Consider the following 19,813-nt stretch of genomic DNA (forward strand, 5'->3'; position numbering starts at 1 on the left):
TCCTGATCATGCGTATTAGCCTGTAAACAATGTCCCCGGTTTGAAATGTAAACGATGTCTTCGGTTTGTACCCGGGGCAAGCCCGCTCCCACAGGGAAATAGTGCTGATCTTGAGGTTTACACATCCCCCTGTGGGAGCGGGCTTGCCCCGCGAAGCTTTTCGAATCAGGCGCCCTTGAGCGCCTTGATCTTGGCCTGCAACCCTTCCAGGGTCTGCTCACCCATCAGTTGCTCACGCACCTTGCCCTTGTCATCGATGATGTAGGTCACCGGCAACGCCTCGCTGCGGGGCAGGTCGTAACGCTCGGCCGGATCCTGGGCCAACACGGTAAAGCCGATGCCCAGGGTGTCGGAAGCCTGCTTCAGCTCTTGCCCCTGCAAGCCATCGAAATTCACCCCCAGCACCTTGATACCGTCGGCCGCCCACTGCTTGGCCGCCGTGTTCAGTTCCGGTACCTCGGTACGGCACGGGCCGCACCATTCGGCCCAGTAGTTGAGCACCAGCCAGTGCCCGTCGATCTGCTCGGCCTTTACCGTGTTGCCATGTTGGTCCACGCCGTAGTCGGCACCGCATCCACCGAGCAACAGGCTCGCGGTGATGGCCAGTACTGCTGCCAAACGCCTTGCCATGGGTCAATCCTTATCAAGTTTTCAAGCAAAGGGGTCAGTCGCTACGGTTAGAATAGCCGCCACACCCAGCTGGATGCGACCCGACATGACTGACCTGACGCTCTATCATAACCCGCGCTGCTCGAAATCCCGCGGCGCGCTGGAACTGCTCGAAGCACGCGGCCTGGCGCCGACCATCGTGCGCTACCTGGAAACCCCGCCAGACGCCGCCACGCTCAAGGCCCTGCTCGGCAAGCTGGGCATCGCCCCGCGCCAGCTGCTGCGTACCGGCGAAGACGAGTACAAGGCACTCGAACTGGCCAACCCGGCCCTGACCGACGCGCAACTGATCGACGCCATGGCGCAGAACCCCAAGTTGATCGAGCGGCCGATCCTGGTGGCCGGTGACAAAGCGGTGATCGGCCGACCACCGGAGAAGGTGCTGGAGATCCTGCCGTGACTGCTCCGTACATCCTGGTGCTGTATTACAGCCGCCACGGCTCGACCAGCGAAATGGCCCGGCACATCGCCCGCGGCATCGAGCTGGCCGGCATGGAAGCACGCCTGCGCACGGTGCCGGCGATCTCCACCGAGTGTGAAGCCGTGGCCCCGGACATCCCGGCCAGCGGCGCGCTGTACGCCACCCTCGACGACCTGCGCCACTGCGCCGGCCTGGTCCTGGGCAGCCCGACCCGTTTCGGCAACATGGCCGCGCCGCTCAAATACTTCCTCGACGGCACCAGCAGCTTGTGGCTGGGCGGCGAGCTGGTCGGCAAGCCCGCGGGCGTATTTACCTCCACCGCCAGCCTGCATGGCGGCCAGGAGACCACGCTGTTGTCGATGATGCTGCCGCTGATGCACCACGGCATGCTGGTGATGGGCCTGCCATACAGCGAATCGGCGCTGCTCGAAACCCGCGGCGGCGGCACGCCTTATGGCGCCAGCCACCATGCCGGTGCCGATGGCAAGCGTGAGCTGGACCCCCACGAAATCACCCTGTGCCGCGCCCTTGGCCAACGCCTGGCGAGCACCGCCAAGGCCCTGGAGGCCGCGCGTGGCTAAGAAGCCTAAGGTGTTGCCGCCACTGGAATGGCTGGCACCGCGCCTGCGCCTGACGCGGGCGTTGAGCCTAGCGTTCTATTTCGGCCTGATTGCCTTGCTGGCGGTGAACAACCTGTGGTTTGCCAACCTGCACGGGGCACGGGTCGGGGTGATCCTGGCGATCGAGCTGGTGCCGCTGCTGTTGCTGCTGCCGGGCATGTTGCTGGGCAGCGCCCGGGCGCATGCCTGGACCTGCTTCGTGGTGAATATCTACTTCATCAAGGGCGTGCTGGCGGCGTTCGACCCGGCGCGGGCGGTTTTTGGCTGGGTTGAGGCGTTGGTGAGCCTGGGGTTGTTTGTCAGTGCGCTGCTGTATGTGCGCTGGAAGTTCCAGCAGGAGCGGCGCATGGCGGGCGAAGGGCGTTGAACCCTTCGCGGGGCAAGCCCGCTCCCACAGAGCCCCCACTGAATTCGAGGCTGGTGAAGGACTTTGTGGGAGTGGCGGTCCGGCGATCCGGCTTGCCCCGCGAATGGGGTTACACAGATCTCAATGGTTGACGGTATGCGCCAGCATCACCGACAACTGGCACAGCGGCCGCCCGCTTTCGGCGTGCCACTGATTGAACGCCTGCTGCACCAATGCCAGGTCACGCTGGCTGGTCGGCTGCTTGTCGATTACTTTCTGCGCGATCAGCGCGGCGGCCATGTCATCGGTGGGGATGAACGTGTCCTTGCCGACCATGCGCAAGAAGCGCGGCGCCGACAACCCACCCAGCTGGTTGCCATGCTTGGCCAGGTACTTCCACAGCCCGACGATGTCGGTCACCGGCCAGTCGGCGATGAACGCGCCGAAACTGCCCTTCTCCTTCGTGACATCAAGAATCATCTGCGCATTGCGCGGCACGCTCTTGAGCTTGCCCAGGTGGCGGATGATGCGCGCGTCCTGCATCAACCGCTCCAGGTGCTCGCCCCCCATCAGCACCACCTTCTCCGGGTCGAAGCCGAAGAACACCTGCTCGAACGCGGGCCACTTGGCATCCACCAGGCTGTGCTTGAGCCCGGCGCGGAACACGCGCAGGGCCAGGGTCGACAGGTAGCGGTCGTCAGTGATGTCGCGCAACTGCGCCGGCGTGCGCGGCTGCGGCAGGAAGGCTTCCAGCGCCTGGGCCGAGCCGAAGCGGTTCAAGCAATACGCGTGCAGCCACTGATAATCGCGCATGGGCTCAGATGTTCACCACGTCGAGGAAGCGCGGCGTGGCGCTTTCGTCGATCTTCAGGCTGGTGAAGTCGAACAGGTTGCGGTCGGCCAACTGCGACGGGGCGACGTTCTGCATCGCGCGGAAGATGCTTTCGGTACGGCCCGGATGCTTGCGCTCCCACTCCACCAGCATGTCCTTGACCACCTGGCGCTGCAGGTTTTCCTGCGAACCGCAGAGGTTGCACGGAATGATCGGGAACTCCTTCATGTCCGAGTAGGCCTGAATGTCCTTCTCGTTGCAGTAGGCCAGCGGGCGGATCACCACGTTGCGGCCGTCATCGGCGCGCAGCTTCGGCGGCATGCCCTTGAGCGCGCCGTTGAAGAACATGTTGAGGAAGAACGTCTCGACGATGTCGTCGCGGTGGTGCCCCAGGGCCATCTTGGTCGCGCCGATTTCGTCGGCGAAGGTGTACAGGGTGCCACGGCGCAGGCGCGAGCACAGCGAACAGGTGGTCTTGCCCTCGGGTACCAGCTCCTTGACCACCGAGTAGGTGTCCTTCTCGACGATGTGGTACTCGACGCCCAGCTCCTTGAGGTAGGCCGGCAGCACATGCTCGGGGAACCCCGGCTGCTTCTGGTCCATGTTCACCGCGACGATCTCGAACTTGATCGGTGCCACCTTCTGCAGGTGCAACAGAACGTCGAGCATGGTGTAGCTGTCCTTGCCGCCGGACAGGCAGACCATGACCTTGTCGCCATCCTCGATCATGTTGTAGTCGGTGATGGCTTCGCCGGCGAGGCGACGCAGGCGTTTTTGCAGTTTGTTCTGGTTGACCGAGAGGGTGCCCATAGCGCTTGGATCCGCGAGGTGTGACAAAAGGCGGCTATTTTACGCACAAACCTGGCGCAGCTGTAGGGATTCCGATAAAGACTTCAAGGGAATCAGCAGCCGGGCCGACAGTGCAATTTGCTCTAAAAAGCAGGGTTTGTGCCGGTAACCGCTTCCTATACTGCGACATAAGGCCACATTACCGCTTTGCTTCGGTGCCCTGGCCTCGGGCCGCTTGCGCTCCATCTGGGGGGCGGTTGGCAACATTGAGAGGAGTGACCGGCATGATTCATCACGTTGTGGGGCTGTTTACCCATCCCGACCAGGAATGGCGGGAAATTCGTGGGGAAGAAGAAAGCATCAGCCACATGTACCTGACGCACACGCTGATCCTGGCGGCAATTCCCGCCATTTCGGCATTCATCGGCACCACCCAGGTCGGCTGGGTGATCGGAGCCCGCCCGGCGGTCATGCTGACCATGGAAAGCGCGGTGTGGATGAGCATCATGTCCTACCTGGCGATGCTCGCCGGGGTGGCGGTGATGGGCGCGTTCATTCACTGGATGGCCCGCACCTACGACGCCAACCCGTCCATGGCGCAGTGCATCGCCTTTGCCACCTACACCGCCACCCCGTTGTTTCTCGGCGGGCTGGCCGCCCTGTACCCGCACCTGTGGCTGGGCATGCTGGTGGGCACCGCAGCGATTTGTTACACCGTGTACCTGCTCTATGTCGGCTTGCCGACGTTCATGAACATACCGTCCGATGAAGGCTTCCTGTTCTCCAGCTCGGTGCTGGCGGTGGGCCTGGTGGTACTGGTAGCGATCATGGCTGCCACCGTGATCATCTGGGGACTGGGCGTGGGGCCCGTCTACACCAACTAGCGTTCAAAAACACAAAACCAACACTGGGGCATCAAACCAGAGGCCGCCGCAAGGCGGCCTCTGGTTGTGTGCTGACCGGTGGCTCGGCAGTCTGCCGAGGCTTGCGGCATAATGCCTGGTCAGGAGACTTAACCCGTTATGCCCGAGCTGCTCAAACAACGCGTCGAAACCTGTTACCAGCAAGCTGAAAGCTTTTTCAAACGCCCCTTCCCGCGCCCGGAAGTCAGCTTCAAACTGCGCGGCCAAAAGGCCGGCGTCGCCCACCTTCATGAAAACCTGCTGCGCTTCAACCTGCAGTTGTATCGCGAGAATCAGGATGACTTCCTGCGCCAGACAGTGGCCCACGAGGTTGCGCATCTGGTGGCCCATCAACTGTTCGGCGACCGTATTCAGGCCCATGGCGAGGAGTGGCAGCTAATCATGCGCGGGGTGTATGAGCTGCCGCCGAATCGTTGCCACAACTATGAAGTGCGCCGGCGCGTGGTGACACGCTATATCTACCGATGCCCGTGCCCGCAGAGTGACTTCCCGTTTACCGCGCAGCGGCACAAGCTGGTGCATCAGGGACGGCGGTATCTATGCCGGCGGTGTCGGGAGATTTTGGTGTACAGCGGTGAGACTCGGGTTGAATGATCCGGCCCCATCGCAGATGCATCCGCTCCTACAGGCATAGCGCGTACCTGTAGGAGCGGATTTATCCGCGAGAGGCCGGCACTGACCCAACAAAAGCTTCAGACATAAAGAAGGCGACCCGAGGGTCGCCTTCTTGTTTACCGCATCACACTCAACGCGCCGGGCCTTCAGCCACGCCCAGGTCGTCGGTAGGACGGGTATCAGCCAGCGGCGCGCCGCCGGAAGCCAGTTCCGAGGCCAGCTTGTCGTCGTCCATTTCATTGACCCACTTGGCCACCACCACGGTCGCCACAGCGTTGCCAATCAGGTTGGTCAAGGCGCGGGCTTCGGACATGAAGCGGTCGATACCCAGGATCAGCGCCAGGCCGGCAACCGGCAGGTGGCCCACAGCGGACAGGGTCGCAGCCAGCACGATGAAGCCCGAACCGGTGACGCCAGCAGCACCTTTGGAGGCCACCAGCAGCACCAGCAGCAGGGTGATCTGGTGAGTGATGTCCATGGTGGTGTCGGTGGCCTGAGCGATGAACACCGCAGCCATGGTCAGGTAGATCGAGGTACCGTCCAGGTTGAACGAGTAACCGGTCGGGATCACCAGGCCAACCACCGATTTCTTCGCGCCCAGGCGCTCCATCTTGGCCAGCATGCGTGGCAGGGCCGACTCCGAGGACGAAGTACCCAGCACGATCAGCAGTTCTTCACGGATGTAGCGGATCAGCTTCAGGACGCTGAAGCCGTGGGCGCGGCAGATACCGCCCAGCACCACCAGCACGAACAGCACGCAGGTGATGTAGAAGCAGGCCATCAGGTAGCCCAGCTGCACCAGCGAACCCACGCCATACTGGCCGATGGTGAAGGCCATGGCGCCGAAGGCACCGACCGGGGCCAGCTTCATGATCATGTTGATGATGTTGAACATGACATGGGCGAAGCGGTCGATCAGGTCCAGCAGTGGCTTGCCGTAGCTGCCCAGGCGGTGCAAGGCGAAGCCGAAGATCACCGAGAACATCAGCACTTGCAGGATGTCGCCGTTGGCGAACGCGCCGACCACGGTGTTGGGGATGATGTTGAGCAGGAAGCCAACGGTGGTCTGCTGCGCGCCGGCGGCGGCGTAGGCGGCCACGCTGCTGGCGTTCAGGGTGCTGACGTCGATGTGCATGCCAGCGCCCGGCTTGACCACGTTGACGACCACGAGGCCGATGATCAGGGCGATGGTGGAGACGATTTCAAAGTACAGCAGCGCGTAGCCGCCGGTCTTGCCGACCGATTTCATGCTCTGCATGCCAGCGATGCCGCTGACCACGGTACAGAAGATGATGGGCGCGATGACCATCTTGATCAGTTTGACGAAACCATCACCCAAGGGTTTGAGGGCAACGCCGGTTTCCGGATAGAAGTGGCCAAGCAGGATGCCGATGGTGATGGCAACGATCACCTGGACATACAGGGATTTGTACAGCGGCTGACGGGTCGTCATGGCTCATTTTCCTCAAGTGTGCCGGCTTCACCCTTCCCAGGGTGTCGTGGGCACCTGAATCGCTAACCCTCCTGCACCCGGAGGGATTTGTCGTTGTGTTCGAGCTGCCTGGGCAGGCCTCTGCCAACTCAGATAGCAAGGGCGATGCCAAAATGCCCATGAAGGGTGCAAAGGCTGTGTTTGCATGGGTTCAATGCCCAACGACGGGGCGAACTTTCAGAGGAATGATGGCGGGTTTCCGCCTGGTGGCGGGTTTTGTACAGGGTGCTTGGCGGAAATCCGCCCGCATCACGGTCAGTGAAGCTGGAAGGTAATCCGGAAAGCCGCCCCACCCAACGGCGAATCATCCAGGCTCAGCTCGGCGTCATAGCTGTCGACGATGTCCTTGACCACCGCCAGGCCGATCCCTTGCCCCGGGTGCTGACGATCCAACCGCTCGCCGCGCTCAAGGATCCGCTCACGCTGGCCCGCCGGCACTCCCGGCCCGTCATCCTCGATACACAACGTCAGTTGCCCAGTCGCGTCCAGCAAGCTGACCCGTACCTGCCCGAGGCTCAGCCGGTAGGCGTTTTCCAGCAGGTTGCCCAGCAACTCCAGCAGCGCGCCCTGCTCCATCGGTACCTGTGCCTGCGCGGGTACCTCCAGCAGCACCTCGACGCGCTTGTCGCGATAGACTTTGGCCAAGGTGCTGCACAGGCTCTCCACCACCGGGCGTAGCTGCACACTGTGGCGCACCAAGCCGCTTTTGCGCAGGCTGGCGCGCTGCAACTGGTAGTCGATCTGCTGGCTCATGCGCTCGATCTGGCTTTGTAGCACGCGCGCCTGATCGCGCTCGCTGGCACGCTGCTGCATGCTCTCCCCCACGCCCTGCAGCACCGCCAGCGGGGTCTTCAGGCTGTGCGCCAGGTCGCCCAGCGAGTCGCGGTAGCGCTGGCGCTGCTCGCGCTCGCTGCGCAGCAGGCGGTTGAGCGAGCCGGTCAGGCGCAGCAGTTCACGGGGGTGCTCGCTGCTCAGGCCATCACGTGCGCCGGATTCCACATCGTCCAGCTCGCGGCTCAACCGTCGCAAAGACCGCAGGCCCCAGGTCAGGCCCGCCCAGAGCAACGTCAGCAGGGCCAGTAATGCTGCGCCGAAACCGAGGTAGAGCTTTTCGCGCAGGCCATCGAGGGTCTGCTTGTATTCACGCACGGGCTGCAAGGCGACGATGCTGTAGGCGGCGCTCTGGCCGCCGAGCAGCTTGATCTCGACGTCATAGACGAAGAATTCTTCACCATCATCCTGGTGCATGCGGGCGAATTCGTTGCCGCGCCCGTCATAACGCGGCTGATAATTGATGTGCTGGTCGGCGGTGGCACGTGAGCGCCAGACCAGCTTGCCGTCGCGGTCGAAGATGTAGCCAAGCAGGCCGGTATACGGCAGATTGTAGCGCTCGTCCGGCAGCAGCGCGGGCATCTGCAACTGGCCATGCTCGATGCGCGCAGCGGAAATCAGCGTAGTCACGTCCGAGGCCAGGCGCTGCTCGATCGATTCCTGCAGGGCCAGGCTGAAGGCCTTCTGCAAGGCCGGCAGCAGGGCCAGCATGAACAGCACCGCCAGCACCGCCGCCGCGAGCATCAGGCGCAGGCGCAGCGAACGGATCATCGGCAGCGCTCGGTGAACAGGTAGCCGAGGCCGCGCACCGTATCGATCGGTTTGAAGCCGTGCTCGCCTTCGAGCTTACGCCGCAGGCGGCCGACCAACACCTCGATGACGTTGGGGTCACGCTCCTCGTCGCCAGGGTACAACTGTTCCATCAGGCGGTCCTTGGCGACCACCTGCTGGTGATGACGCATGAGGTATTCAAGGATGCGGTACTCATAGGCAGTCAGCGCCAGCGGCTGCTGGTCCAGGGTCGCCTGCTTGCGGTTGAGGTCCAGCACCAGCGGGCCTGCGGCAATGGTCGACTGAGTGAAGCCGCTGGAGCGGCGCAGCAGGGCATTGAGGCGCGCTTCGAGTTCTTCGAACTGGAAAGGCTTGACCAGATAATCATCGGCACCGGCGGCCAGGCCTTCGACCTTGTCCTGCCAGTTGCCGCGGGCGGTGAGGATGAGAATGGGGAAGCTCTTGGCCTGGCTGCGCAGGCGGCCGATCAGCTCCAGGCCGCTCATGCCGGGCAGGCCCAGGTCGATCACGGCCAGGTCGAAGTGAAATTGCTCGGCCTGGTACAGCGCCTCTTCGGCATCGGCTACCGCCTCGACTACGTGACCGCTTTCGCCAAGGCGTGTGTGGAGGTGGTGCCTTAGCAGGGCTTCGTCCTCGACCACCAGCAGTTTCATTTGATTCTCCTGTTTCTGTGTTGCCTGTACGGCCCTTTCGCGGGCAAGCCCGCTCCCACAGATACCCCACAGTACTTGAAGGCTGTGGAGTATCTGTGGGAGCGGGCTTGCCCGCGAAGAGGCCGGCACAGATTAACCTGCCCTACCTTAGAACTTGTAGTTCGCCGACAGGTAAGTCTGGGCACTGCTGGTCAGGCGCAGGGTGCCGTCTTTCGGCCCCCCGCTCTGCCCCACCTCGGTCGCGGCATTGCTGCGCAGGTAACGGTAGCCCAACTCGACCGAGGCCTTGTCGGTAATGTCCTGGATCACACCCGCCTGCAGGCCGTAGGCATAGCCATAGTCGGTATCACGGCTGGCACCTGGCGAGTCCTGGGTCAGTTTGGTCATGCCCAGGCTGCCGCCGCCGAACAGCTTGGTGGTATCGCCCACCGGCAGGAACAGGTCGTAGCTGCCGAGCAGGTTTTCCTGGCGCAGCTTGAGGCCACTGTGGTCACCCGAGACATTGTCATAGGTCATGTAGTAGCGACCCTGGTCATTGATCTTGCCCAGGCGTACGCCCCAGGTATCGTCCTTGCCGATGATGCCATCGGCGTTCAGGTTGTCAGTGTTGCGTTGCAGCAGGCCGGACTTGCGCACCTTGTCGCTGGTCTGGCCGTAGGTGAGGCTGGCGAAGTTGTCGTCGGCAGCCTGGGCGGTGGTCATGCCAGCGGCGCAGACGGCCATGGCGGCAAGCAAGGTGTTGAAGGTTTTCATGGCAGGTTACTCCAGTTGGATGCGCTGTTTGTGTCTGGAAGCTAGAGTAAGCAGGACGCCCTGAACCGCGGCTGAACCCTGGCTGAACCGGGGCTGAACGAACCGTTTGCAAAACAAGGAGTAATGAACATGCGTGGCCTGCTGGCTTTGACCCTGATGTGCAGCGCCGCTTTAGCGCAGGCGGCAGTAGTGACCCGAGAAATTCCTTACCAGGACGAAGGCGGGAAACGCTTGATCGGCTACTACGCCTACGACGATGCCATAGAGGGCAAACGCCCCGGCATCGTGGTCGTGCATGAATGGTGGGGGCTGAATGATTATGCCAAGCGCCGTGCACGGGACTTGGCGGCCCTGGGCTACAGCGCACTGGCCATCGACATGTATGGCGACGGCAAGCACACCGAACATCCGCAGGATGCCCAGGCGTTCATGGCCGAAGCGATGAAAGACCCGGCGGCTGCCGCCAAGCGCTTCGATGCCGGCCTGGACCTGCTGAAATTACAGCCCAACACCGACAAGAGCAGCCTAGGTGCCGTCGGTTACTGCTTTGGCGGCAAGGTGGTGCTCGATGCCGCACGGCGGGGCGTGGACAAGCTCGATGCCGTGGTGAGCTTCCATGGCGCGCTGGCGACACAGACGCCGGCCCAACCGGGCAAGGTTAAAGCTTATGTTCTGGTGGAGCACGGCGCGGCGGACAGCATGGTCACTGAAGAGCAGGTGACCGCGTTCAAGGCGGAGATGGATGCGGCCAAAGTCAACTACCAGTTCGTCAGCATTCCTGGAGCCAAGCATGGCTTCACCAACCCGGATGCCGACCGCCTGAGCCACGCTGGCCATGGTGGCCCGGACATTGGCTATAGCAAGACAGCCGACGAGAGTTCGTGGGCGGATATGCAGGCGTTCTTCAAGCAAGTGTTCAAGTAAAGACGCCAGGGCCGCTTTGCGGCCCCACTCCCACACAGCCGCAACGGCTGGCACAATAGCCGCCATGAACAGACTGCCTTCCTGCTGTGACCCGCTTCAGCACCACTGGCCCCTGCCCCGCCCAGTGCAAGGCGCAGTGCTGGTCAGCTGCGCCTTCGACCCCGGCCGGCTGGCGGCCGACGACTTCCAGCGTGCCGGCATCGCCCCCAGCGCCAGCCTGCAACGCTCGGTGGCCAAGCGCCAGGCCGAGTACCTGGCCGGCCGCGTCTGCGCCCGCGCCGCACTGCAACGCCTGGACGGCCGCGACTACGTGCCCGGCACCCATGATGACCGCTCACCGATCTGGCCTGCCGGTATCCACGGTTCCATCACTCACGGCAAGGGCTGGGCCGCTGCCGTGGTTGCCGCCCAAGGTCGCTGCCGCGGCCTGGGCCTGGACCAGGAAACGCTGCTTGACGAGGAACGCGCCGAACGCCTGATGGGCGAAATCCTCACGCCGTCGGAACTTGAACGCCTGGACCGCAGCCATCTGAGCCTGGCGGTGACCCTGACGTTCTCGCTCAAGGAAAGCCTGTTCAAGACGCTCTTCCCTCTGACCCATCAGCGCTTCTACTTCGAGCATGCCGAAGTGCTGCACTGGTCGGCCGATGGCCAGGCGCGCCTGCGCCTGCTCACTGACTTGTCGGCCGAATGGCATCACGGCGTCGAGCTGCAAGGCCAGTTCTGTGTCCAGGATGACCACCTGCTCAGCCTGGTCAGCGTTTAACCTCTACAGCGGTGCCTGCTCACGTGGCCAGCTCAGGGTGAAGCAAGCACCGCCCAGGGCTTCGCTGCGACCCACCGTGGCTCGGCCCGCATGCCAGTAGATGATTCGCCGCACGATCGACAAGCCCAGGCCATGCCCGCCCGAGGCCCGTGTGCGGCTGTCGTCCAGGCGTGTAAAGGGCGTGAAGATGCGGTCCCAGTAACCTTCGGGAATGCCCGGCCCGTCATCTTCCACATCGATACGGCAGCGCTGCTGACCCAACTGGTAGCTCAGCCGTACCTCAGCCCCGGCATGGCGCAAGGCATTGCTGACCAAGTTCTGCAAGGCGCGGTGCAGGTAGCGCGGCTCGGCCTCGACCCAGGGGAGTTCGCCGTCCGGCAGCTGACAGGCGCCGCGCACCAGCCGAACCTGGGCATTGAGGGGTGCCAGTTCCTCGATCACCCGGTCGAGCAGGGCATCCAGGTCGACGCGCTGGAATTTCAACGCTGGCGCGCCCTGTTCGAGGCGGGCATACGTCAGCATCTCGTCGACCAGCTTGTCCAGGTCCTGGATGTCACCGTCCATGCCGGCCAGATGTTTGGCCCGGGCTTGCTCGGTCGTCGCACTTTCGATCATTTCCAGGCCAAAACGCAGACGCGCCACCGGCGTGCGCAGCTCGTGGGACACCGCCCGCACCAGCTCGCGCTGCATGTTCAACGAACGCTGCAGGTGTTCGGCCATGCCATTGAATGCCGCCGCCAACCGCCCCACCGAGTCGGCATCACCGGCGGGCACGCGGGTTTCCAGGCTGCCCTGGGCGATGCGCGTGGCAGCGACCTCCAATCCCGATACCCGCCGCTCAAGCTGGCGCACCAGCAGGTACACCACCAGGCCGATCAGGCAGAGGCCGAGAAAGGCGATCAACACCAGCAACTGCGGCGGATACGGATTGAGCTGATACAGCGGGCCGATTTCCAGCACCCAGGGTGAGCCCGGCACGCCAGCGAACACGCGGACCGAGTCGCCATCTTTGCCCAAGGCCATGACCGTGTCGCCCTCCTCTACCCGCCTGCGCTGGTCATCGTCCAGGCCGACCCGTTCCAGGCGCTGCAAGGCAACGCCGAAACCGAAGCCCTTGCTCTGCTTCAAGTCCGCCAGGCGCTGCTGCTGCTCCGTCACGGGATAGCGCACCAATTCATCAGTCAACAAATACAGCGTGGCGCGCGCCAGCTGCTCGCTGACCTGCTTGACCTCAGCCACCAGCAGCAGGTCTTCCTGGCCGACCTTGCGCAACACCTGCGCGGCGTGTGGCCCGGTCTTCTCCACCACCACCAGGGCGCGATACAAACGCGCGCGCTGGCCACCGTCGAGGGTGCGCGCCGACATCGGTTGCAAATCCAGCGGCACGCCGAGCAGGCGCTCCCACATCAGTAACGAGCGCTTGCGTTCGGTTTCATTTTGTTGCGCCAGGTTGTCGGCCATCAGGCTGAAGGTGCCCTGGGCCAGGCGCTCGCGGTGCTGGGCGGCGCGGACTTCGTTGACCAGGTGCAGGCTGAGCACGCCGAGCAGGGCCACCAGCACCAGTACGGCGAGCATGCCGCCGTAGATGCGCAGGAAGATCGAGTTGTTCATGGCGCATCGCCGACGAACAGATAACCCCTGCTGCGCAGGGTCTTGATCAGCCGTGGGTGGATCGGGTCGTCACCGATCTTGGGGCGGATCTTGGAGATCCGCACGTCGATGGAGCGGTCCTGGCCGTCGTAGCCGACCCCACGCAGCGCGGTGAAGATCTGCTCGCGCGACAGCACCCGCCCCGCATTGCTGGCGAGCAACCAGAGCAGGTCGAACTCGGCGCCGGTCAGTTCGATCAGTTGCTCGCCAAGCCTGGCTTCGCGCAGCCGGTTGTCGATGCGCAGCGCGCCGAAAACCAGTGCCTGGCGCTTGCCTTGCACCGGTTCGCTGCGCCGCAACAGGGCCTGGATACGCGCCAGCAACAGGCGCGGGCGCACGGGCTTGCACACGTAATCGTCAGCACCCAGGTCCAGGCCCTGGACCTGGTCAAGCTCATCGCTGCGGGCGGTGAGCATGAGGATGGCACCGGTATATTGGCCGCGCACACGGCGACAGATGCTCAGGCCATCTTCGCCGGGCAGCATCAGGTCGAGGATCACCAGGTCTGGCTGGCTGTCGACGATACGCCGGGCGGCGCGAGCGCCATCACCCTCGACTGCTACTTCGAAGCCGTTGGCCTGCAGGTATTCGGCGGTCAGTTCGGCGAGGCGCTGGTCATCTTCGACGATGAGGATGCGGTGTGTCGGTTGATCCATGGCCTTTGCCTTTTTGTTGTTCTCGGGTGTAGGGCGATCGATTGCCTGCGCCCTTGAGATCGAGCGCCGCCCGCGCGGCGCTCGATCTAGAGAACGCAGGTAACCTGTCGACATGCGCTTGGTATGCCTGCCGATACTACGTCCAGCACCCGACAGTGCCAACCCGCCCGGAGGTGCCCACGACTGAAGCGTTTCTTCTACAAGGGCTGGCCATCCAAAAAACAGCCTCAGAGCAGCGAGCCACAGAAAAATAGTGCAAACCACTTGGGACTAGGCCTACAGCGATTACCCACCTTTCACTCACAAAGTACGCACAAGTTATCCACAGGCGTTCGTCTTGCAATGCCCCCTGTACCGCATTATCTTGTATCCCCAGCGCAGCGAACCACTAGATGTTGGGTTTACACCGAAAATGCCAACACCACTGCGAGCAGAAATTCAAGAGATTTTTCTGGCAGAACTTTACGTGGTTTCACCAGCCAAACCGCTCCAGCGGAAGCATTGAGAGCAACAGCTTTGGTCCAGCACCAACAGCATTTGACTTCGGCCAGGGAGCGGCAAGCTATTGCCCCTTATTCCTGAGTCTGTCCCGAAGTCGGTACGCCCGAGCGGACGGATGCGCGCGCATGCCGCATCCCCGCCCGGGCCATCGAGCAAGTGGACGGAACGGTGGGCGCCCATAAGGCGCCTGAACACTATAGAAACTGTGGAGACACCCACCCATGCAAACCGACACAACTCGCGAGAACCCGCAGGCCCAGGCGCCGCAGGCCGCCGAATCCAACCAGGATCTGGCCGCCACCGCCCCGGGTCAACTGCGCGTGATCAAGCGCAACGGCACTGTCGTCCCCTACACCGACGACAAGATCACCGTGGCCATCACCAAGGCGTTCCTCGCAGTTGAAGGCGGCACCGCCGCTGCCTCGTCGCGCATCCACGACACCGTCGCGCGCCTGACCGAGCAGGTCACCGCCACGTTCAAGCGTCGCATGCCATCGGGTGGCACCATCCACATCGAGGAAATCCAGGACCAGGTCGAACTGGCCCTGATGCGTGCCGGCGAGCAGAAAGTTGCCCGTGACTACGTGATCTACCGCGACCAGCGCGCAAAAGAGCGCGCCACTCGCGCCAACACCGACGCTGTGGTCGAGCCACACCCAAGCATCCGCATCACCCTGGCCGACGGCAGCCTGGCGCCGCTCGACATGGCGCGCCTGAACACCATCATCAGCGAAGCCTGTGAAGGCCTGGCCGAAGTCGATGGCGACCTGATCCAGCGCGAAACCCTGAAGAACCTGTACGACGGCGTGGCCATCAAGGACGTCAACACCGCCCTGGTGATGACCGCCCGCACCCTGGTCGAGCGCGAGCCGAACTACTCGTTCGTCACCGCCCGCCTGCTGATGGACACCCTGCGCGCCGAAGGCCTGGGCTTCCTCGAAGTGGCCGACAGCGCCACCCACCACGAGATGGCCGAGCTGTACGCCAAGGCCCTGCCGGCCTACGTCGCCAAGGGTGTCGAGTTCGAGCTGCTGAACCCGGCCCTCGCCGACTTCGACCTGGAAAAACTGGGCAAGGCGATCAACCACGAGCGCGACCAGCAATTCACCTACCTGGGCCTGCAGACCCTGTACGACCGCTACTTCATCCACAAGGATGGCGTGCGTTTCGAGCTGCCACAGGTGTTCTTCATGCGTGTGGCCATGGGCCTGGCGCTGGAAGAGAAAGACAAAGAAGCCCGCGCGATCGAGTTCTACAACCTGTTGTCGTCCTTCGACTACATGGCGTCGACCCCGACCCTGTTCAACGCCGGCACCCTGCGTCCGCAGCTGTCGAGCTGCTACCTGACCACCGTGCCGGACGACCTGTCGGGCATCTACCACGCGATCCACGACAACGCCATGCTGTCGAAATTCGCCGGTGGCCTGGGCAACGACTGGACCCCTGTGCGTGCACTGGGCTCCTACATCAAGGGCACCAACGGTAAATCCCAGGGCGTCGTGCCGTTCCTGAAAGTGGTCAACGACACCGCCGTTGCCGTGAACCAGGGTGGCAAGCGCAAAGGCGCCGTGTGTGCCTACCTGGAAACCTGGCACCTGGACATCGAAGAGTTCATCGAGCTGCGCAAGAACACCGGTGATGACCGCCGTCGTACCCACGACATGAACACCGCCAACTGGATCCCTGACCTGTTCATGAAGCGCGTCTTCGATGACGGCAAGTGGACCCTGTTCTCGCCATCGGAAGTGCCAGACCTGCACGACCTGACCGGCAAGGCCTTCGAAGAGCGCTACGAGTACTACGAAGCCCTGACCGAGTACAACAAGATCAAGGTGTTCAAGACCATCCAGGCCAAAGACCTGTGGCGTAAAATGCTGTCGATGTTGTTCGAGACCGGTCACCCATGGCTGACCTTCAAGGACCCATGCAACCTGCGTTCGCCGCAGCAGCACGTGGGCGTGGTCCATAGCTCGAACCTGTGCACCGAGATCACCCTGAACACCAACAAGGACGAGATCGCGGTCTGCAACCTGGGCTCGATCAACCTGCCGAACCACATTGTCGACGGCAAGCTGGACACCGCCAAGCTGCAACGCACCGTGAACACCGCCGTGCGCATGCTCGACAACGTGATCGACATCAACTACTACTCGGTGCCGCAAGCGCGTAACTCGAACCTCAAGCACCGGCCGGTTGGCCTGGGCATCATGGGCTTCCAGGACGCGCTTTACCTGCAGCACATCGCCTATGGTTCCGACGCTGCCGTCGAGTTCGCCGACAAGTCGATGGAAGCGGTCAGCTACTTCGCCATCCAGGCCTCGTGTGACCTGGCCGACGAGCGCGGCGCCTACGAGACCTTCCAGGGTTCGCTGTGGTCCAAAGGCATCCTGCCGCTGGACTCGCAACAGATCCTGATCGAAGCCCGTGGCCAGAAGTACATCGACGTCGACCTGAACGAGTCGCTGGACTGGGCGCCAGTCCGTGCCCGCGTGCAGAAAGGTATTCGTAACTCGAACATCATGGCCATCGCGCCGACCGCGACCATCGCCAACATCACAGGCGTGTCGCAGTCCATCGAGCCGACCTACCAGAACCTGTACGTGAAATCGAACCTGTCGGGCGAGTTCACCGTGATCAACCCGTACCTGGTGCGCGACCTGAAGGCCCGCGGCCTGTGGGACTCGGTCATGATCAACGACCTGAAGTACTACGACGGTTCGGTGCAGCAGATCGAGCGTATCCCGCAAGAGCTGAAAGACCTGTACGCCACCGCGTTCGAAGTCGAGACCAAGTGGATCGTCGATGCCGCCTCGCGTCGTCAGAAGTGGATCGACCAGGCCCAGTCGCTGAACCTGTACATCGCTGGCGCATCGGGCAAGAAGCTCGACGTGACCTACCGCATGGCCTGGTACCGTGGCCTGAAAACCACCTACTACCTCCGTGCCCTGGCCGCGACCAGCACCGAGAAGTCGACCATCAACACCGGCAAGCTCAACGCCGTTTCCAGCGGCGGCGACAGCGCCCCGGTCCAGGCGGCGGGCCCAGCCCCAGTGCCGAAGGCCTGCGCGATCGACGAGCCTGACTGCGAAGCCTGCCAGTAAGGCCTGATGCCGCAAAAGGGGTGCCCACGGGTGCCCCTTTGCGGCATTTTTGTATCCGCATCCCTGAGAAATCTTGCCCTTTGCCCACCGCACCCGCGGCTCGGTACAAAGGCAGGACCTCTCTATAAGGATGTACCTCATGGCGCGGAAGAAAGTGATCACTCGCAAGATTGGCCGCAATGCGGAAACCGGGCGTTTCACCTCGGTGGAAGAGGCCCGCAAGCACCCCAAGACCCATGTGGTCGAAACGGTGCGCAAGCAGTGCAATCCGTGAATGATTGAACGCGGCCCATCGCTGATAATCGGGCGATGGGCTCGCACCTAAAACACTACATGGTGTGCCTGATAAATTAACCTGGCACAACATATAGGTTAGCGCTACACTCTCCCCCCGTAGCATCCTGCGGTCGAAAAATTACCCTCGCCTGCAAGACATGCGCCCCGATCGGAAGCGATTTCCGGTATACTGCGCCCCCTCTGAAAAGGGCACCCATTCAAGTTCCTGGCCCCTCCCCCGAGGCCTGGCCAGGCACAAACCCGGATGTAACGAGAGTCAACCTCTCGAGTTGACCATTTGCCCATTGGCCGTGCGTCAGGCATCACATTCTTAAAATCCAACCGGTTGCCCCAGGGCGACCCTCAAGCAGGAGCCAAACCATGCTGAGCTGGGACGAATTCGATAACGAAGACGGCGAAGTAGCCGCCAAAGGCAACACCCCTGCACAGGCCAGCGCCACCACCGCCCTCGACAAGCTCGACAGCGCCGGCGGTGCCGCCGCCGTGGAAGCCCGTGCCGTCGTCGCCACCGATTCCGACGCCGTTAAGCGTGCCAAAGCCTCGCTGAACGACCTCGACATCGCCGAAGGCCTGGCCGAGTTGGAAGGCTCCTCGGCCCGCGTCGCCGTTGACGAAAAGCGCATGATCAACTGCCGCGCCGACCTCAACCAGCTGGTGCCATTCAAGTACGACTGGGCCTGGCAGAAGTACCTCGACGGCTGTGCCAACCACTGGATGCCGCAAGAGGTCAACATGACCGCCGACATCGCCCTGTGGAAGAGCCAGGACGGCCTGACCGAAGACGAGCGCCGCATCGTCATGCGCAACCTCGGCTTCTTCTCCACCGCCGACTCGCTGGTCGCCAACAACCTGGCCCTGGCCGTGTACCGCCTGATCACCAACCCGGAGTGCCGCCAGTACATCCTGCGCCAGGCCTTCGAAGAGGCGATCCACACCCACGCCTATCAGTACTGCATCGAATCGCTGGGCATGGATGAAGGCGAGATCTTCAACATGTACCACGAGATTCCATCGGTCGCGAAGAAAGCCGCCTGGGGCCTGAAGTACACCCGCGCCATCTCCGACCCGGAATTCAACACCGGCACCGTCGAAACCGACAAAGAGCTGCTGCGCAACCTGATCGCCTACTACTGCGTACTCGAAGGCATCTTCTTCTACTGCGGCTTCACCCAGATCCTGTCCATGGGCCGCCGCAACAAGATGACCGGCGTTGCCGAGCAGTTCCAGTACATCCTGCGTGACGAGTCGATGCACCTGAACTTCGGTATCGACGTGATCAACCAGATCAAGATCGAGAACCCGCACCTGTGGGATGCGGCGATGAAGGAAGAAGCGACCCAGATGATCCTGCAAGGGACCCAGCTGGAGATCGAATACGCCCGCGACACCATGCCGCGCGGGGTACTGGGCATGAACGCGGCGATGATGGAGGACTACCTCAAGTTCATCGCCAACCGTCGTTTGACTCAGATTGGCCTGAAGGAAGAGTACCCGGGGACTACCAACCCGTTCCCATGGATGAGCGAGATCATGGACTTGAAGAAGGAGAAGAACTTCTTTGAGACGCGAGTGATCGAGTATCAGACGGGTGGGGCGTTGAGCTGGGATTGATCGTCCGGGCTGAACATTGAGAAGGCTGCCGAATGGCAGCCTTTTTTATTGGCTCGCATAGCGTGATAACCCCAATGGATGACACAGGCTTCGCCTGTGTTCGCGGGCAAGCCCTCTCCCACAGAAGACCGCGCAGGCCTCTCAAATTTGGGCACGACATTGCTACCACAGGGATTGCGTTGATTTGAATTTTGGGCAAGACAGTTGCTACTGCATTGAGCGCCCTGGGACGAACAGATAGAGGCCCCGCCCACGCCGACAAGGGGGTACGGCACAACCTGTTGCCTTGTGCCGGGACTGGACTTGCCAGTCTACGTGGTCGAGGGCGAGGCCTTGAGCAAGTATAGAGTGCATTTCTGGGAACGCCATCAATGACACTCACGCAGATTCAGCCAGTACCGACTTTAGTCGTAGTATGTCCCAAACATCTGAATGAGGCCCGAGCTAGAGCGCCTGCTGGTTGAAACGTTTGAAATCCTAGGCGGCATCTCACTTTCCATGCCCCAGCAAGCGTTGACATCCCCTTCAGTGCTTGCTAAAAATCGCCAAAGTTGTACGACAACACATAACA

The 19,813-nt window shown here is 62.4% G+C and carries 19 protein-coding genes; 10 read left to right on the forward strand and 9 right to left on the reverse strand.

Translation table 11 applies throughout. The features are described from left to right. Positions 1-165 precede the first annotated feature (165 nt). Positions 166-630 (reverse strand): TlpA disulfide reductase family protein, encoded by a 465-nt coding sequence (locus ACZ6YA_RS25065; protein WP_465900325.1) that lies wholly within the window; start codon positions 628-630, stop codon positions 166-168. 85 nt (positions 631-715) lie between these two features. Between ACZ6YA_RS25065 and arsC the strand changes: the two genes are divergently transcribed. The 3 genes from arsC to ACZ6YA_RS25080 are packed head-to-tail and all read left to right on the forward strand — an operon-like array spanning position 716 to position 2,077. After that, complete coding sequence (gene arsC / locus ACZ6YA_RS25070; RefSeq protein ID WP_400804464.1) at positions 716-1,069, forward strand: arsenate reductase (glutaredoxin); 354 nt, start codon at positions 716-718, stop codon at positions 1,067-1,069. Then, positions 1,066-1,671 (forward strand): NAD(P)H:quinone oxidoreductase, encoded by a 606-nt coding sequence (gene wrbA, locus ACZ6YA_RS25075; protein WP_465900326.1) that lies wholly within the window; start codon positions 1,066-1,068, stop codon positions 1,669-1,671. The genes arsC and wrbA overlap by 4 nt, the downstream gene beginning before the upstream one ends. Continuing rightward, complete coding sequence (locus ACZ6YA_RS25080; RefSeq protein ID WP_465900327.1) at positions 1,664-2,077, forward strand: DUF2069 domain-containing protein; 414 nt, start codon at positions 1,664-1,666, stop codon at positions 2,075-2,077. The genes wrbA and ACZ6YA_RS25080 overlap by 8 nt, the downstream gene beginning before the upstream one ends. Before the next feature lie 120 nt (positions 2,078-2,197). Here the strand turns inward: ACZ6YA_RS25080 and ACZ6YA_RS25085 are convergent, their stop codons facing one another. Together ACZ6YA_RS25085 and ttcA are read right to left on the reverse strand one after the other, a co-directional pair. Then, entirely contained in the window at positions 2,198-2,869 is a 672-nt protein-coding gene (locus tag ACZ6YA_RS25085) for a DNA-3-methyladenine glycosylase I (RefSeq protein WP_465900329.1), read from the reverse strand. 4 nt (positions 2,870-2,873) lie between these two features. Beyond that, on the reverse strand, positions 2,874-3,698 hold the full coding sequence (ttcA, locus tag ACZ6YA_RS25090; RefSeq protein WP_403133480.1) for a tRNA 2-thiocytidine(32) synthetase TtcA: 825 nt from the start codon (positions 3,696-3,698) through the stop codon (positions 2,874-2,876). A gap of 263 nt (positions 3,699-3,961) precedes the next feature. On the opposite strand from ttcA, the gene ACZ6YA_RS25095 reads away from it, so the two are divergent. Next, positions 3,962-4,561, forward strand: coding sequence for a Yip1 family protein (locus ACZ6YA_RS25095; RefSeq protein ID WP_465900331.1), 600 nt, complete (start codon positions 3,962-3,964; stop codon positions 4,559-4,561). A 138-nt stretch (positions 4,562-4,699) separates the two neighbouring features. Continuing rightward, a complete protein-coding gene (locus tag ACZ6YA_RS25100; protein WP_400804454.1) occupies positions 4,700-5,194 on the forward strand; it encodes a SprT family zinc-dependent metalloprotease in 495 nt (164 codons plus the stop codon). Between the two features lie 151 nt (positions 5,195-5,345). Here the strand turns inward: ACZ6YA_RS25100 and ACZ6YA_RS25105 are convergent, their stop codons facing one another. From ACZ6YA_RS25105 to ACZ6YA_RS25120, 4 genes are all read right to left on the reverse strand, one after another. After that, positions 5,346-6,668: a dicarboxylate/amino acid:cation symporter gene (locus ACZ6YA_RS25105; protein WP_465900333.1), complete on the reverse strand. Its 1,323-nt coding sequence runs from the start codon at positions 6,666-6,668 to the stop codon at positions 5,346-5,348. A 294-nt stretch (positions 6,669-6,962) separates the two neighbouring features. Continuing rightward, positions 6,963-8,309 (reverse strand): ATP-binding protein, encoded by a 1,347-nt coding sequence (locus ACZ6YA_RS25110; protein WP_465900335.1) that lies wholly within the window; start codon positions 8,307-8,309, stop codon positions 6,963-6,965. After that, the gene (locus ACZ6YA_RS25115; protein ID WP_465900336.1) at positions 8,306-8,983 is read right to left on the reverse strand and encodes a response regulator; all 678 of its coding nucleotides are present in this window, start codon (positions 8,981-8,983) and stop codon (positions 8,306-8,308) included. Before ACZ6YA_RS25115 ends, ACZ6YA_RS25110 begins: the two co-directional genes overlap by 4 nt. A gap of 147 nt (positions 8,984-9,130) precedes the next feature. Next, positions 9,131-9,736 carry an outer membrane protein gene (locus tag ACZ6YA_RS25120; RefSeq protein WP_400804446.1) on the reverse strand — a complete coding sequence of 202 codons (606 nt, stop codon included), beginning with the start codon at positions 9,734-9,736 and terminating at the stop codon, positions 9,131-9,133. Positions 9,737-9,865: 129 nt separating this feature from the next. On the opposite strand from ACZ6YA_RS25120, the gene ACZ6YA_RS25125 reads away from it, so the two are divergent. Both ACZ6YA_RS25125 and ACZ6YA_RS25130 read left to right on the forward strand, forming a co-directional pair. Continuing rightward, the gene (locus tag ACZ6YA_RS25125; protein WP_465900338.1) at positions 9,866-10,660 is read left to right on the forward strand and encodes a dienelactone hydrolase family protein; all 795 of its coding nucleotides are present in this window, start codon (positions 9,866-9,868) and stop codon (positions 10,658-10,660) included. Between the two features lie 64 nt (positions 10,661-10,724). Then, on the forward strand, positions 10,725-11,426 hold the full coding sequence (locus tag ACZ6YA_RS25130; RefSeq protein ID WP_465900340.1) for a 4'-phosphopantetheinyl transferase family protein: 702 nt from the start codon (positions 10,725-10,727) through the stop codon (positions 11,424-11,426). Positions 11,427-11,429: 3 nt separating this feature from the next. Here ACZ6YA_RS25130 and ACZ6YA_RS25135 read toward each other — a convergent pair whose 3' ends face one another. Together ACZ6YA_RS25135 and ACZ6YA_RS25140 are read right to left on the reverse strand one after the other, a co-directional pair. Continuing rightward, positions 11,430-13,037 carry an ATP-binding protein gene (locus tag ACZ6YA_RS25135; protein WP_465900342.1) on the reverse strand — a complete coding sequence of 536 codons (1,608 nt, stop codon included), beginning with the start codon at positions 13,035-13,037 and terminating at the stop codon, positions 11,430-11,432. Continuing rightward, complete coding sequence (locus ACZ6YA_RS25140; protein ID WP_465900344.1) at positions 13,034-13,732, reverse strand: response regulator; 699 nt, start codon at positions 13,730-13,732, stop codon at positions 13,034-13,036. Before ACZ6YA_RS25140 ends, ACZ6YA_RS25135 begins: the two co-directional genes overlap by 4 nt. Before the next feature lie 722 nt (positions 13,733-14,454). Here ACZ6YA_RS25140 and ACZ6YA_RS25145 point away from each other — a divergent pair. From ACZ6YA_RS25145 to ACZ6YA_RS25155, 3 genes are all read left to right on the forward strand, one after another. Continuing rightward, positions 14,455-17,334, forward strand: coding sequence for a ribonucleoside-diphosphate reductase subunit alpha (locus tag ACZ6YA_RS25145; protein ID WP_465900346.1), 2,880 nt, complete (start codon positions 14,455-14,457; stop codon positions 17,332-17,334). Positions 17,335-17,473: 139 nt separating this feature from the next. Beyond that, entirely contained in the window at positions 17,474-17,608 is a 135-nt protein-coding gene (locus tag ACZ6YA_RS25150) for a hypothetical protein (protein WP_465900348.1), read from the forward strand. A 383-nt stretch (positions 17,609-17,991) separates the two neighbouring features. Beyond that, on the forward strand, positions 17,992-19,242 hold the full coding sequence (locus ACZ6YA_RS25155; protein WP_465900349.1) for a ribonucleotide-diphosphate reductase subunit beta: 1,251 nt from the start codon (positions 17,992-17,994) through the stop codon (positions 19,240-19,242). Positions 19,243-19,813: the final 571 nt, after the last annotated feature.

This window comes from Pseudomonas sp. NPDC090752 (assembly GCF_055584805.1).

What these genes read in the sequence shown, in the direction of transcription:
- ACZ6YA_RS25145 (WP_465900346.1), top strand. Translation starts at nt 14,455, where the DNA reads ATGCAAACCGACACAACTCGCGAGAACCCGCAGGCCCAGGCGCCGCAG.
- ACZ6YA_RS25155 (WP_465900349.1), top strand. Translation starts at nt 17,992, where the DNA reads ATGCTGAGCTGGGACGAATTCGATAACGAAGACGGCGAAGTAGCCGCC.
- ACZ6YA_RS25140 (WP_465900344.1), bottom strand. Translation starts at nt 13,732, where the DNA reads ATGGATCAACCGACACACCGCATCCTCATCGTCGAAGATGACCAGCGC.
- ACZ6YA_RS25095 (WP_465900331.1), top strand. Translation starts at nt 3,962, where the DNA reads ATGATTCATCACGTTGTGGGGCTGTTTACCCATCCCGACCAGGAATGG.
- ACZ6YA_RS25135 (WP_465900342.1), bottom strand. Translation starts at nt 13,037, where the DNA reads ATGAACAACTCGATCTTCCTGCGCATCTACGGCGGCATGCTCGCCGTA.
- ttcA (WP_403133480.1), bottom strand. Translation starts at nt 3,698, where the DNA reads ATGGGCACCCTCTCGGTCAACCAGAACAAACTGCAAAAACGCCTGCGT.
- ACZ6YA_RS25100 (WP_400804454.1), top strand. Translation starts at nt 4,700, where the DNA reads ATGCCCGAGCTGCTCAAACAACGCGTCGAAACCTGTTACCAGCAAGCT.
- ACZ6YA_RS25115 (WP_465900336.1), bottom strand. Translation starts at nt 8,983, where the DNA reads ATGAAACTGCTGGTGGTCGAGGACGAAGCCCTGCTAAGGCACCACCTC.
- ACZ6YA_RS25120 (WP_400804446.1), bottom strand. Translation starts at nt 9,736, where the DNA reads ATGAAAACCTTCAACACCTTGCTTGCCGCCATGGCCGTCTGCGCCGCT.
- ACZ6YA_RS25150 (WP_465900348.1), top strand. Translation starts at nt 17,474, where the DNA reads ATGGCGCGGAAGAAAGTGATCACTCGCAAGATTGGCCGCAATGCGGAA.
- ACZ6YA_RS25125 (WP_465900338.1), top strand. Translation starts at nt 9,866, where the DNA reads ATGCGTGGCCTGCTGGCTTTGACCCTGATGTGCAGCGCCGCTTTAGCG.
- ACZ6YA_RS25065 (WP_465900325.1), bottom strand. Translation starts at nt 630, where the DNA reads ATGGCAAGGCGTTTGGCAGCAGTACTGGCCATCACCGCGAGCCTGTTG.
- arsC (WP_400804464.1), top strand. Translation starts at nt 716, where the DNA reads ATGACTGACCTGACGCTCTATCATAACCCGCGCTGCTCGAAATCCCGC.
- ACZ6YA_RS25130 (WP_465900340.1), top strand. Translation starts at nt 10,725, where the DNA reads ATGAACAGACTGCCTTCCTGCTGTGACCCGCTTCAGCACCACTGGCCC.
- ACZ6YA_RS25110 (WP_465900335.1), bottom strand. Translation starts at nt 8,309, where the DNA reads ATGATCCGTTCGCTGCGCCTGCGCCTGATGCTCGCGGCGGCGGTGCTG.
- ACZ6YA_RS25085 (WP_465900329.1), bottom strand. Translation starts at nt 2,869, where the DNA reads ATGCGCGATTATCAGTGGCTGCACGCGTATTGCTTGAACCGCTTCGGC.
- ACZ6YA_RS25105 (WP_465900333.1), bottom strand. Translation starts at nt 6,668, where the DNA reads ATGACGACCCGTCAGCCGCTGTACAAATCCCTGTATGTCCAGGTGATC.